8 protein-coding genes are annotated in these 13,909 nt (G+C 71.5%); 1 reads left to right on the forward strand and 7 read right to left on the reverse strand.

Annotated elements, in window-relative coordinates; all coding sequences use genetic code 11:
- Window positions 1-14: 14 nt before the first annotated feature.
- The 6 genes from WMF36_RS03785 to WMF36_RS03810 all read right to left on the reverse strand — a co-directional run bounded on the left by WMF36_RS03785 (window position 15) and on the right by WMF36_RS03810 (window position 9,451).
- Window positions 15-1,769 carry a hypothetical protein gene (locus WMF36_RS03785; protein ID WP_437578225.1) on the reverse strand — a complete coding sequence of 585 codons (1,755 nt, stop codon included), beginning with the start codon at window positions 1,767-1,769 and terminating at the stop codon, window positions 15-17.
- A 222-nt stretch (window positions 1,770-1,991) separates the two neighbouring features.
- Window positions 1,992-2,834, reverse strand: coding sequence for an SDR family oxidoreductase (locus WMF36_RS03790; RefSeq protein WP_437578227.1), 843 nt, complete (start codon window positions 2,832-2,834; stop codon window positions 1,992-1,994).
- Window positions 2,835-2,919: 85 nt separating this feature from the next.
- Window positions 2,920-4,068: an NAD(P)/FAD-dependent oxidoreductase gene (locus WMF36_RS03795; RefSeq protein ID WP_437578228.1), complete on the reverse strand. Its 1,149-nt coding sequence runs from the start codon at window positions 4,066-4,068 to the stop codon at window positions 2,920-2,922.
- A 6-nt stretch (window positions 4,069-4,074) separates the two neighbouring features.
- The gene (locus WMF36_RS03800) at window positions 4,075-4,911 is read right to left on the reverse strand and encodes a 3'(2'),5'-bisphosphate nucleotidase CysQ family protein (RefSeq protein WP_437578229.1); all 837 of its coding nucleotides are present in this window, start codon (window positions 4,909-4,911) and stop codon (window positions 4,075-4,077) included.
- Window positions 4,908-5,858, reverse strand: a complete 951-nt coding sequence (locus tag WMF36_RS03805) for an aldo/keto reductase (RefSeq protein WP_437578230.1) — start codon at window positions 5,856-5,858, stop codon at window positions 4,908-4,910. The genes WMF36_RS03800 and WMF36_RS03805 overlap by 4 nt, the downstream gene beginning before the upstream one ends.
- Entirely contained in the window at window positions 5,855-9,451 is a 3,597-nt protein-coding gene (locus tag WMF36_RS03810) for a kelch repeat-containing protein (RefSeq protein ID WP_437578231.1), read from the reverse strand. The genes WMF36_RS03805 and WMF36_RS03810 overlap by 4 nt, the downstream gene beginning before the upstream one ends.
- A gap of 360 nt (window positions 9,452-9,811) precedes the next feature.
- Between WMF36_RS03810 and WMF36_RS03815 the strand changes: the two genes are divergently transcribed.
- A complete protein-coding gene (locus WMF36_RS03815) occupies window positions 9,812-12,829 on the forward strand; it encodes a DNRLRE domain-containing protein (RefSeq protein ID WP_437578232.1) in 3,018 nt (1,005 codons plus the stop codon).
- Window positions 12,830-12,891: 62 nt separating this feature from the next.
- On the opposite strand, the gene WMF36_RS03820 is transcribed toward WMF36_RS03815, so the two are convergent.
- On the reverse strand, window positions 12,892-13,788 hold the full coding sequence (locus tag WMF36_RS03820; RefSeq protein WP_437578233.1) for a diiron oxygenase: 897 nt from the start codon (window positions 13,786-13,788) through the stop codon (window positions 12,892-12,894).
- Window positions 13,789-13,909: the final 121 nt, after the last annotated feature.

Raw genomic sequence — 13,909 nt, forward strand, 5'->3', positions numbered from 1 at the left:
GTGGCGCTGCGGGCTTACTGGGCGCGGGCGGTCAGGCGGTAGATGACCGTCTTGAAGGGCGCGTTGGCGGCCATCTTCTCGGCGTCCCTCGAGGCCTCGCCCTCGTCGACGATCTTCTGCAGCTTGCTCGCGACGTCGGCGTCGCCCTTCGGCGAGAGCGCGTCGATGACCGAGACCGACACGAAGCGCACGGCCGCGTTCGAGGCCTTCGGCAGCGCGTCGATGATCTGCTGGCGGACGTCGGGGGAGCCGAGGACGCCCGTCATGTAGGCGGCCTTGATCCCCGTGAACTGGGTCTCCTTGGTCTGCGCCGACGGGTCGCCGAGCTTCCCGATGTAACACTCGACCTTGGCGCCGCAGGCCCCGAGCAGGTCCTTCGCGAGCTTGATCTCCTTCTCCATCGACTTGCCGACCGTGCCGCCGCCGCTCGTGCGGGTGTTCGCGAGCCGATCGACGTCGGCGACCTGGTCGGGCTTCATCAGCTTGAGCGCCGTCTGCAGCGACACGTCGCGGATCTGCGCGATGTCGTCCTCCTCGCCGCGCGCCTCGAGCCCGGTCTTCACGATCCACGGCACGAGGCTCGCGTCGAAGAAGTTGCTCGCCGCCTCGGCGAGCATGACCCGCGCGTTGAGGCCGGCCGGCGGCATCTCGAGGCCCGCGGGCGTCTTCTCGTAGGCCGCCTGGAAGGCGGCGAGGGTCTCCGGCGTCTTGGGCACCTTGGTGAGCTCGCGCGCGATGATGGCGCGCGGCACGTCCTCGGCCTTCGCGAGCGCGGCGAGCAGCGGCTGCACCGACTCCTGCCGGCCGATCGTCGCCAGGACGAGCGCGGCCGCCGCCACGTGGGCGGTCTCCGCCGCCTTCTTCTGCTCCGCGCTCGCCTTGTCGCCGGCGCCCTTCAGGTTCTCGACCTTCGAGTACTCGATGAGCTCCTTCTGATCGCCCTGGAGCAGCGCGATCGCCGGCTGGATCGCGGGCTTGCCGATCTTCGTGAGCGCGAGGATCGCGGTCGTGGCGGCGTCCGCCTTGAGCGGCGACAGCACCATCTTGAGCAGCGGCACGACCGCCTTCTCGCTGCGCTGCCACCCGAGCACCTCCGCCGCCGTGATCTGCCAGAACAGCTCGTTCCGCATCGTGGCGACGTCCTTCGGATCGTTGATCGGACGCCCGAGCATCGTGATGAGCCCGTCCTCCCACGACTTGCTGTTGATATCGATCATCGCGTCGTGCACGTCGCGCGAGATGCTGGAGCCCTTCGCCTTGCCGTGCTGGAGCTTCGTGAAGACGGCCATGAGCGCCTCGGCGGCCTTCTCCGACTTCATCGCCCCGAGGCCGCGCACGGCCCAGCGGACGTCCTCCTCGGTCGACTCGGGCTTGTAGTCCTTGAGCGCCTTGATGAGGCAGGCGTCGCCGCGCGGGTCGCGCGTGTCGGAGATGAACTTGATGAGCTTCGAGTTCGTGCGCTCGTCGAGGTCGCCGGCCACGCACCGCTGCGTCATCGGCTCGATGATCTTGTCGAGGAGCGGCTTCACGGTCGGGCCGCTCCGGTCCTTGTTGTCGCGCGTCATCGCGTCTTCGAAGAACTGGACGAGCCGGTTGACCGAGGGGGTAACCGTCGCCGGGTCGTCGAGCCGCTTGACGTGCGTCTCGGGGTCGTTTTCGTCGGCGCACCCGGCGACGATCCCTGCGGAGAGCGCCATCGACGACGCGGTGGCGGCCCCCAGGAGGAGCGAGCGAAGGAGCGGCAGGATGCTGCGTGCTGAGCGGGACATGGTGTTTCCTCCGGGACCTCGGTGATGCTGCCGGCCTGACCTCGCCGTCGCGCGGCGCGCGCTGCAGGGGAGGGGGTCAGCGGCTAGCCTTCGTTAGCCTGAGGGGACGAAAGCGGACAAAAACAGCGCGCGGCAGGGGGCGCAGCCCCCCTTCGGCCACGACGTGGCGCCGCTCCGTCATGGAAACGGCGGTGCCGAAACTATTCGGGGCCAGAGATCGTGTCAACGCGAGCGCGGCGCGGACACCAGCCGGCGGATCCCCGTCGCGAACAGCCGGTCGGGGATGACACGGCGCAGCGCGACGAGCGCCCGTGCGTCCCGGCCGATGAGGGTCCGGAACGGCGGCGAGGGGGCCTCGATGAGGCGGAGGATCGCCGCCGCGACCGGGGCGGGCGGCGGGGCCTTGGCGGCGTCCTGGAGGACGAGCTGCTCGATCGTCCTGGTCATGGCAGCGTAGGGGCCTTCGGGCGAGATGTGGGCGCCGCGACGCTGGTTCTCGTAGAAAATTTCGGTCTTGAAGGTGCCGGGCTCGATGAGGCAGACGTGGACGCCGAACGGGGCGACCTCCCAGCGCAGCGCCTCGCTGAAGCCCTCGACCGCGTGCTTCGTGGCCGCGTAGATGCTCACGCCGGGGAGGCCGACGAGCCCGGAGACGCTCGAGACGTTGATGATGCGGCCGCGCCCGGCGCCGCGCATCGCCGGGAGGACGGCGCGCGTCGTGGCCATGAGGCCGAAGACGTTGGTCTCGAACTGCGCGCGGACGTCGTCGTCCGCCTGCTCCTCGAAGGCGCCGCCGACCGCGATGCCGGCGTTGTTGACGAGGGCGTAGACGGGGCCGTGCTTCCGGAGGATCTCCCGGACCCGGTCGGGGGCGCTCTGCGAGGCGACGTCGAGCGGCTCGACCTCGAGCGAGGCGCCCCGCGCGGCGGCCGCGGCGAGGAGGGCGCCGGCCTTCTCGGGGCGGCGCATCGTGGCGATGACCCGATGGCCCGCGGCCGCGCACGCGACCGCGGTGGCGAGGCCGATGCCGCTCGAGGATCCGGTGACGAGGACGAGGTGACCCATGGGGAAGGGGGGCGAGTATAGGCGAAGGGCGGGGAGGGCGGGCGAGGGGAGCGCTGGCGGCGCCCTCGGCCTCCCCGCGCGAGGCTCAGCCGATGATCATCGCCTCGCTGAGGAGCCGGCCTTCCTTGAAGCGGCGGAGGTTCCAGCGATCGAACAGGGGGAGGGCGGTGCCCTCGGCGATGTGCTGGGCGATGAGCTTGCCCATGACCGGCGCGATCATGAAGCCGTGACCCATGAACCCGGAGGCCTGGTAGAAGTGCTCGACGTCGTCGACCCCGCCCACGATGGGGTTCTGATCGGGGGTGAGGTCGTAACAGCCAGCCCACTGCCGCAGCACCTTCACGCTGCCGAGGACGGGGCACGCCGTGACGAGCGCCCGCGCATACAGCGCGAGGAACTTGTGGCTCGACCCCATGTCGAGGCCCTCGGGGACGTCCTCGTTGGAGATGCCGCCCACGATCTCGCCGCGCATCGACTGGGAAAAATAGAGGCCGTTCGAGAGGTCGGCGACGAGCGGGCCGAGCCAGGGCTTGAGCGGCTCGGTCGAGCAGATCTCGTGGCGGTGCGGGCGGTTCGGCAGCTCCACCCCGAGCAGGCGCGCGATCTCCGGGCTCCACGCGCCGGCGGCGTTGACCACCCGGTGCGTCCGGATCTCGCCGCGGTCGGTGACCACGGCGTCGATCCGCGCGCCCTGCGTGCGGAAACCGAGGACGTTCGTGAAGGTGGCGATGTCGACGCCGAGCTTCCGGGCGCGCTCGGCGTAACCCCAGACGAACGGCCAGGGGAAGACGACGCCGTCGTCGGGGTTGTAGCTCGCCGCGACGACGCCCTCGGTGGAGAGCTCCGGCACGATCGCGCGCGCCTCGTTGGCGGTGAGCATCCGCGTCCCGAGGCCGCACGCGTTCTGCACGGCGACGCTCTGCTCGAGCGTCCGGCGGCCGGCCTCGCTGCGCACGAGGAAGAGGTAGCCGCCCTGCCGGAACCAGATGTTGATCTTCATCTCGCGGGCGAAATCCCGGCAGATGCGGATGCTCTCCTGCATGAGCCGGATGTTCCCCTCGCTCGAGAACTGCGCGCGGACCCCGCCGCCGTTGCGGCCGCTGGCGCCGCCGCAGAGGTAGCTCCGGTCGACGACGACGACGTCCGTGATGCCGTGGTGCCGCGCGAGGTTGTAGGCGATCGCGAGGCCCATGATCCCCGCGCCGACGACGACGATCTCCGCCTGCGCCCGCATCGCGCCTCAGCCGAGCTCCGCCCTCGCCGCGGCGACGACGGCGTCCTGGAGAACGCCGTTCGAGGCGATGATGCCGCGCGCGAGCTTGAGCCCGGGGCCGGTGTAGTCGATGGGCGCGCCGGTGAGGTCGGTGAAGCGGCCGCCGGCGCCGCGGAGCACGGCCTCGGGCGCGCAGCTGTCCCAGAGCTTGGCGCCGCCGCCGCCATGCACGTAGAGGTCGACCTCGCCCGTCGCGATCCGGGCGATCTTCACGCCGACCGAGCCGCACGGGACGACCTTCGAGATGCCGAGCCGCGAGAGGAGCGGCTCGATCTCCTTCGGCCGGTGCGACCGCGAGACGATGAGCGTGGCGTCGGCCGGCGAGGCCACCGGCGAGACCTGGAGCGGGCGGCGGCTGCCGTCCCTCGCCTCCAGGAAGGCGAAGCCCCCGCCGTCGCCGGCGCGGCCGGCCAGCGCCTCGCCGGTCGTGGGCATCAGCACGACGCCGAGCGCCGCGCGGCCGGAGACCGCGAGCCCGATCATGACGGCGAACTCGCCGTTCCTGTCGGCGAACTCGCGCGTGCCGTCGAGCGGGTCGACGAAGAACACCCGCTCCCGCCCGAAGCGCGCGGCGAGCTCCTCGGCGGCCGGGACGCTCTCCTCGGCGAGGATCGCCTCGCCGGGGAACGCGGCCTCGAGCGCGCCGCAGATGAGCGCGTTCGCCTCGCGATCGGCGCGCGTCACCGGATCGCCCGGGCCCTTCATCTCCACGATGAACGGCGTCGCGTACACGTCCATCACGATCGCCGCCGCCGCGCGCGCGATGCGGACGAGCTCGTCGAGCTCCCTGTCGCTCTGGCTCATGCTGCTCCCCCCTCGATCCCCGCCTGCTTGAGGCGCTCGGCGAGCTCCATGAGCGCCGTGCCGCGGAGGTAGGGGGGCATGCCGGCCTCGCGGACGAGCTGGTCGAGCTGGGCGACCGAGCGGGGGCCGAGCACCGCCGACGAGACGAGGTTGTTCGAGAGGACGAAGCGGAGCGCCGCCGAGCGGAGCGAGACGACGGCGCCCGTGACCAGCGGCCGGAGCGCGTCGAGCTGGCGGAGGCGGGTCCTGAACTCCTCGCGGGTCCACCGATTGACGCGGTGATCGTCGGCGTAGAACTCGCGGTCGGCGCTCCACTGGCCGGCGAGCAGCCCGTGCGCGAGCACCGAGCGGGCGAGGACGGCGGCGCCGCTCTCGGAGACGTCGCCGGCGACCTCGTGGAGATCGCCGGGGTGGAAGGCGTTGTAGGCGATCTCGATGACGTCGGCCTCGTCGCGCAGCGCGGAACGGGCGACGTCCGCAGAGCCGGCGCTCACGCCGAAGGCGCGGATCTTCCCGGCCTGCTTGAGCTCCTTCAGGAAGGCGAGGGGCTCCTTGTCGCGCATCGCGGCCACGGTGGGGTTGTGGAGCAGGACGACGTCGACCACGTCGCGGGCGAGCCGCTCCTGGGACCGCTCGAACGCGGTGCGGAGGTAGGCCGGGTCGAAGCGCTTCGTCGGCGGGAGGCCGTCGAGATCGGTGCCGATCTTTGTGACCACGAAGGTCGTGCCGGCGCCCTGGAGCCGCTTGCCGAGGCGGCGCTCCATGTCGCCGCGGCCGTAGACGTCGGCCGTGTCGAAGAGGTCGATGCCGACGGCGATCGCGCGGTCGATGACGCGATCGACCTCGACCTGGGAGACCGGGCCGTAGCCGTCGCTCGAGAGGCCCCAGGTGCCTAGGGCGAGCTCCGAGACCTGCAGGGTTGTCTTGCCGAGGTGGCGTTTCCTCACGGGCGGCGATCTACACCAGCGCGGGAAGGGCGCCACGAAATAGGCAGGCGCGCGAGGAGCAGCCCCAGGAGGAGCCAGAGCGGGCCGTGGCCGGCATCACCCGCGGCGCTGCCGGCGGCGCCGCTCGCCGCGCAGCCGTTGCCGTGGAGCCGGAGCTGCCCGCGCCCGGCGCCGCCGGGGGGGTTGCCGCCGGCGGCAGCGTCGCCGCCGGCGTCGCCGCCGGTCCCCGCGCCGCCCGAGCCGGCGAACGCCCCGCCGGAGCCGCCGGCGGCGCCGCCCGAGCCGGGAGCGGCCGCGCCCGGCCCGCCGCCGTTCCCGTTCGGCTCGCCTCCGCTCCCGCCCGGCCCGCCGCCGGCGCTTCCGCTGCCGGGGGGATCGTCGAGAAGGCAGCCGCCGGCGATGCAGATCCCGCCGGGGCACGGCGAATTCTCGAGCTTGCTGCCCTCGACGCAGGCGCCGTTCGGCGCCTCGCAGACCGCGAGCCTGCACGTGCTCGAATCGGGCTGGGGGCACAGGAACGGGTCGCTGCCGACGCATCGCCCCGCCTGGCAGGTGTCGGTCTGGGTGCAGGGATCGCCGTCGTCACAGGGGTCGCCGTCCTGCCTGGGCGGGTCGCAGCTGCATGCCCGATCGGAGGTGCTGTCCGGGTCCGCGACCGTGGGGCAGGCGTCCTCGGGGTCCAGCTTGCCGTCGTCGTCGTCGTCGGTATCGCAAGCGTCGCCGTCGTCGTCGGTGTCGGAGTTGGTCTGCGTGGAGTTCGGCGTCCCGAGGCAGTTGTCCACCGCGTCGCTCACGCCGTCGCCGTCGTTGTCGAGCGAGCAGAGGCCGTCGATGCAGGCGCCCTGGGCGCACTCGACCGTCGCCCCGCAAGGCGCGTCGAGCGGCTTCTTCGCCCGGCAGGAGGGAGGGGCGCAGTAGGCGTCGGACGTACATTGCTCGTGGGTGGCGCAGCCGGTCAGGCACGCGTCGCCGGCGCAGACGTTGAGGCCGCAGTCCACGGCGGTGCGCTCGACGCAGGCGCCGTCGGCGGAGCAGCGGCTCGGCGGGACGACGGAGGTCGCGTCGGCGCTGCAAGCGCCGGGGGCGCAGACGGTGTCCGGCGCCGCGAGGGCGTCTGCGGGGCAGGCGGGGGCGGTGCCGGTGCAGCGCTCGATCGCGTCGCAGGGGCCCGCGGCCGGCCGGCAGAGCGTGGTGGCCGAGGCGAAGGCGTTGGGGGGGCATGCGGCGGCGGTGCCGGTGCAGGCCTCGGCCGCGTCGCAGAGGTCCTCCGCCGGCCGGCAGAGCGTGGTGGAGGGCGCGAAGGCGTTGGCGGGGCAGGCGGCGGCGGTGCCGGTGCAGCGCTCGGCCGCGTCGCAGAGGTCCTCCGCCGGCCGGCAGAGCGTGGTGGAGGGCGCGAAGGCGTTGGCGGGGCAGGCGGGGGCGGTGCCGGTGCAGGTCTCGGCCACATCGCAGAGGTCGTCCGCCGGCCGGCAGAGCGTGGTGGCCGAGGCGAAGGCGTTGGGGGGGCAGGCGACGGCGGTGCCGGTGCAGCGCTCGGCCACGTCGCAGAGGTCGTCCGCCGGCCGGCAGAGCGTTGTGGAGGGCGCGAAGGCGTTCGCAGGGCAATCGACGGACCTGCCGGTGCACGTCTCGGTCGCGTCGCACAGGTCCTCCGCCGCCCTGCACACGGTGGTGCCAGAGGCGAAGGCGTCCGCAGGGCACGCCGTGGAGCTGCCGTTGCAGCGCTCCTCGACATCGCAGCTCCCGGCCGAGCCGCGGCAGACATTGCCCGACGCGCGCGGCCCGCACACGCCGTTGACGGCGGCGCCGGCCGCGGCGCTGCAGGCCCGACAGTCGCTCGGGTCGCCTCTGCCACACTCGTTGTTGCAGCAGACCCCGTCGACGCAGCGGCCGCTCAGACACTCCCCGTCGGCGCGGCAGGACACGCCGTCCGCGGACTCGAGGCGATAGAGCTCGGCGCTCGACAGGGCGGCCGTTGTGTTCCGGCCGCCGGCCGCCAGGAGCCGGCCGTCGCCGAGCGCCACCAGCGTGTGGTAGCCGCGGGCGGTGAGCAGGCTCTCGGCAGCAGACCACGCCCCGCTCGTCGGGTCGTACAGCGCCGTCGTGGCGAGATAGCTGCCGTTGAAGCCGCCGGTTACCAGGACGCCGCCGCTCGAGGCGAGCAGCACCGCGGCGTGGTTGCTGCGCGCAGCGGGCATGTCGCCGGCGGGCAACCAGCCGCCCGCCTCCCGGTCGTACCGCTCCGCGCTCGTCAGATGCGCGCCGTTCGTGCCGCCGGCGACAAGGACGTCGCCGTCCGGGAGGAGCGTCGCGCTGTGCGACCGGCGCGCCGTGCTCAGACCGCCGGTCGCCGACCATCTGTTCGTGACCGGGTCGTAGATCTCGGCCGTGCCCAGGTCGCTGGTGGAATACCCGCCCGCGACGAGCACGGTCCCATCGAGCAGCCGGACGGCGCTGTGCGTGTGGCGCGCGCTCATGGTCCCCGCGGTCGACCAGGTGCCTGTCGCGGAATCGTAGCGCCGCGGGTCGCTGAGCACGCTGGTCCCGTTGATCCCGCCCGTGACGAGCACGTCGCCGTCCTCGAGGAGCGTCGCGGTATGGGACGCGCGATTGCCCGCCTCTCCGGCGTTCGTCCAGGTGTTCAGCTCGGGATCGTAAATCAGTGCCGTGCCCGCCACGGACGTCGTGCTGGCGCGTCCGCCCATCACGAGCACCCGGCGCCCGTCGCTCAGCAGGGTCGCGGTGTGCTGATACCGTCCCGTGGCGCCGATCGTGGCCGTGAGCGACCAGCGGTTCGTCACGGGGTCATACAGCTCGGCGTTGTTCAGCGCCGCTGCCCCGTTGTAGCCGCCCACGACGAGGACCTGGCCGGCCCTCGAGCCGCTCGTGATCAGGGTCGCTGTGTGCTCCCGGCGTCCCGCGCTCATGGCCGCGGAGACCTGCTCCCAGATGGGGTCGACGAGCACCGCCTCGCCGTCGGCGTCGACGTGCAGCGCGAGCGTCGCTCCTTCGACCGACAGCCGCGCGCCGACGGGACGCTCGCCCCCCCGGGCATACGCCTCCGGCGCGGTCACGCGCAGCCGCGGCACGCCTGCCCCATCCACGACGAGCACCACGTCGCCCGCCTGGCGCAGCGTCGCTCCCTCGATGTGCCAGGAGGCGACGGGGGCGCCGCGCCGAACCGCCTCCGCCTCGAGCAGCAGCCACTCCTCGGCTGCGCTGGGCTCGACGGTCCAGAAGGAAGTCCCTCCGGGTCGACCGTGGGCGAGCGCGCGGCCCGCCCGCGTCACCTTCCCCCGGGCGCCCGCCTCGCGCACCCGGATCTCGAGGGCATCCGGGCACTCCGCCGCAGGTCCGGCGCATCCGTCGGCGCCGGGGAGGCGAAAGCGGACCGGCTCCCCCGCGTCGCGAGGCAACTCCACGGAGAGGGGCCCCTCCGCACGATCCTCCGGGAGGGTGAAGACGGCGCCCCGCGCGACCATCTCGTCACCTCGGTTGATCACGCGCGCTGCCACGGTGGGGAACCGCTCCGCGAGCACGTCGGTCGCCGACGGATCGGGTCGGGCGCAGGCCGCCGTGGCGGCGAGCGCCACGAACAGCAAGCTCGCCAGCGGGCCAGTACGGGTAGACGTATTCTCGCACCGCAAACCAGGCACGCGCCACATGTCGCCATGAGAGCCAGGCGCTCGAAACGGCGTCAAGGTGCAGATGTCTTCCGCGCAATTCCATCGTGAGCGGAGCGCGCTCCTGCGGGAGCGACGCGACGGCTCACTCCTCGTCGGGAGCGGTGAATTCCGTTGTCCTTTAAGAGCCGCCAGCGGCGATCGTCGTCTCGAACCCTGCGCCGCGCCGCTTCGACTGAAGGCTGCGCGAACGAGAAAAAAGGATTCCATCGCCCCCCGGGAGCATGCATTATCATCGAGCCTCTTTGTCTGAGGCAAAGCGAGGATAGAATGAAGCGCAATGTTGGTCGGTGGGGGACCGCCGGCGCCGTGGTGCTTTGCGGGTGGCTACCCAGCGAGGCGCTCGCCGTCGGGCCGGACGCCGTGATCTACGATGAGGGCTGCTTCCAGAACGCGCTGCCGGTGGACGACGACGGCTCGAGCTCCGCGCACGGGCTTCCGTTCGAGGTCAATTTCTTCGAGAATCGTTACAACACCGTTTACGTCAACAACAACGGCAACGTCACCTTCGACGGTCCGCTCAACATCTACACGCCGTTCCCGCTCGAGAGCACGAGCCACGCCATCATCGCCCCCTTCTTCGCCGACGTCGACACGAGGGGCGTCGGCTCGGGGGTCGTGCACTGGGGCGCCGTGGAGAAGCTCACCGGCGATGGCCGGCCTGCCTTCTGCGCGGTGTGGGCAAACTACGATCCCGGCTCGGGGACCCCCACGGGCGTCGGCTATTATCCGGGCGGCACGGACAGGTTGAACATCTTCCAGCTCCTGCTCGCGGACGCCCACACGTGCTACGTCGACGAGCCATCGTGTACCACGCTGGTCTGCGATGGCTCGGATCCCGCCTGTCCCCCGCCGAGCTGCGATCCTGCGTCGGTACAATGCGATCCGCAGAGCCTCGTGTTCCGCGCAAAGGGGGATTTCGACATCCTCTTCAACTACGATCAGATCCAGTGGAACGCCGGGGCTGCGAGCGGCGGCATCGGAGGGCTCGGGGGTGAGACCGCGCGCGTCGGCTATGCTCCCGGCGTGCGCCCGGACGGCACCCTCCCCGCCGACGCCAGGCCCTACGAGCTGGACAAGGTCGCGGTGCAGCGTGGCACGGACAATGACGTCGGCGACATCTTCGTCGATTCGGACGTCTCTTACCCGCTCGTCTCGAGATCCGTGGGAGGCCTCGAGCGACCAGGGCGCTACACGTACCCGGTCAAGAACGGTATCCTGGATACCGGAAGCGCAAGCATCCGTGTGAAGGTCACGGCGCTGAACGACCTGGGGCAAGAGGTGACGGTGGCGGGCGCGCCCGTGCAGATCTGTGAGAGAACACAGCAGCTGCTCCGTTGCCCGTGGTACGGGACGACCGACGAGGCAGGCTTCTTCATTGCGGACCGCATACCGCTCGAGCAGGAGGCGGCGAGCGGGACCCTCTTGACGATCACCGCGTTCCCGCCGACGGGGTCGGACCTGATCCAGAATCAAACCAACCTGCCGCTGCGGGTCAGCGGCTACGACGATCTGTCGTTGCGGCTCGACAGCCCGACCGAGCCGCCGCCCGGCACCGACCTCCAGCCCTCCTCCCGGGGCGGCGGAGACGTCCCCGTCGTCTACTGGCATGACCCGACCACCCTGACCACCCCCGGCTGCGACGGCGGGACGGCGACCTACGACGTGAAGTTCGGCGCCGTCACCTTCGCCTCGGGCCCGATGCAGCTCGATGGCAATGGCCGGTTCAACGCCGTCATTCCGCCCTTCTATCCCAACCACGGGGCCGCCAGCGTGCTCCTCCGGACGCAGTGCGGCCCGACGACCACGAGCATCACCTTCCCGATCTACATCGACCCGAGCGGGTGGATCCGGACCGTGGGCGGCGCGCCGATCGAGGGGGCCACGGTCACCCTCTTCCGCTCCGACACCGGGGCGCCGGAGTCGTTTACCCTCGTGCCGGATGGGAGCGCGATCATGTCGCCCATGAACCGCGCCAATCCGAGCATCTCGGACGCGGAGGGGCACTTCGGCTGGGATGTCCTCACCGGTTATTACAAGGTCCGCGCCCAGAAGCCCGGCTGCCACGCGCCCGACAACGCCGCGCAGCCGTATGTCGAGAGCGCCGTCATGCTCATTCCGCCGCCGGTCTTCGATCTCGACCTGCGGCTCGACTGCGGCACCGGCGCTGTCGGCGACACGACAGAGCCGACGCTCTCCGTGCCCGACGACCTCGTGATCGAGGCGACCGGCGCGAGCGGCGCCGCGGCCACGTTCACCGCCACCGCGATCGATGACGCCGACGGCGCCGTCCCCGTGATCTGCACGACGCCCCCGGGCAGCACCCTCCCGATCGGCGTCACCCTCGTCCACTGCTACGCGCTCGATGGCACTGGCAACCTCGATTACGGCACCTTCGCCGTCATCGTCGAGGACACGAGCGCGCCGATCCTCACCGTCCCCGGCTCGATCACCGTGGAGCCGGCGGGGCCCTGGGGCGCCGAGCTCGCCTTGGCCGCCATCGCGCTCGACGCGGTCGACGGCGTGGTCCCGGTGACCTGCTCGCCAGCGCCGGGCACCGTCCTGCCGGTCGGCGTCACCACCGTCACCTGCGGCGCGACCGACGCGGCGGGCAACACGTCGAGCGCCTCCTTCGAGGTCAACATCCCCGAGTGGGTCGACACCGACGGCGACGCCGTGAGCGACACCCTCGACAACTGCCCCGACGACGAAAACCCGGGACAGGGCGACAACGACGCCGACGGCGAGGGCAACGCCTGCGATCCGATCTGCGTCGCCATCCACCGCGGCGGCGCGGGCGGAGCCGTCGACGCCTTCATCTCGAGCTCCGATCCGAACACGACCTCGGGCTCGTATCTCAACCTCTTCACCGGCGTCTCCGGCTCCGGAGCGAAGATGGGCCTCGTCGCCTTCGATCTCGCCGGGATCCCCGGAGACGCCACCATCGAGGGCGCGACGTTCTCGGTGAGAGCGCTCTACGCCGCGACGGCCGCGACGCTGGAGGTGCACGCGATCACGGCGCCGTGGACCGAGGCCTCCGTCACGTACAACACGCTGAACGGCGCCTTCGACCCCGCCGTCGAAGCGTCGCTCGCGGTGCCGGCCAACCTGACGACCACGGTGTCGTGCGACGTGACGGCGCTCGTCCAGGACTGGGTGTCGGGCGCGCTCCCCAACCACGGCGTGCTCCTCCGCGAGCTCGGTACGGGCAAGCGGACCCTCCGGTCGAGCGAGGAGCCGATCGCCTCCGAGCGGCCGCGCCTCGACCTCTGCTACGTGACGCCCTGAGCCGCCAGCCGGCTTAGCCGTCACCCGCGGTGGGTCTCCCCGGCTCCCCTTCAGCCGTGGCTTCAGCCGTGGATGGCCTCCGTGTGGCCGAATTCCCTGATCACGCGCCGGTCCGCGTCGCTCATCCCGTCATCGACCTTGCGGACGATCTCCTCGTCGAGCACGAGGCCGCGGAACGCCCTCGCGAGCTTGAGCTGCGTCTCGTGGGCCACGTTCTGCTCCGTGTAGTCGATGTCGAACGTCGCCTTGGCGTGCTCCTCGAAGCGCCTCGCCAGCTCGGTGTTGAGCATCTCGGTGCCCTCCAGGATCTGGCGCATCCGGCGCCTCTCCTGCCGGCTCAGGGCCGGGACCACATGGTCGAACAGGAAGTGGTCGAACTGGACGTGGCGCGCCTCGTCCAGGCCGTGGGCGTGCAGGAGCTGGGTGAAGAAGAACCGCTTGCCCGGATCCAGCGCCCTGAGGCGGTGCTCGAACACGGTGATCACCGACTCGCCGACGTACGCGGAACAGCAGAGCGCCGAGAGCTTCACGTACGGCGAGTCACCGCCCTGGTACAGCGCGACCCGCTGGGCGAAGAGGTTGTCGGGACACTTGAAGTCCCGGCCCGACAGCAGCCGGACGTAGCGGTAGAACATGCCGGCGTGCTGGAGCTCCTCCGCGGCGAAGCAGGACAGCGCGTGGTTCAGCTCGAACCCGTCGCCGAGGGGCGTCGCGTCCGCCTGGATCTCCGCCATGACGTAGGTCATCACCGCCGAGACGTGACGCTCTATCTCGGCGAGCTGCGCGAGCTCCTTGACCAGGTAGGCGACCGCCCCCGAGCGGCGCCCCGGCGCACCGAACGCCACGCGCGAGATGAAGTCGAGCTCCTCCGGGTGCATCCGCTCGGGCCAACCAAGGCCGTTCGGGTGCATCGTCCGCAGGTGAGCCTGCCGGTTGATGTCGTGCAGCTCGGAACGCATGCCCCTCACCCCTCTCCTCGAAGCGTCTCTCGCCCGACGTCTCGGCCCCCGTCCAGGGCGCCGCGGTTCGTTTCCTTGAATTCCACGAGCTCCTCCTTCATCGAATCGTTGTTTGCCAATC

Source organism: Sorangium sp. So ce887 (genome assembly GCF_051521455.1).
Classification (GTDB): domain Bacteria; phylum Myxococcota_A; class Polyangia; order Polyangiales; family Polyangiaceae; genus Sorangium.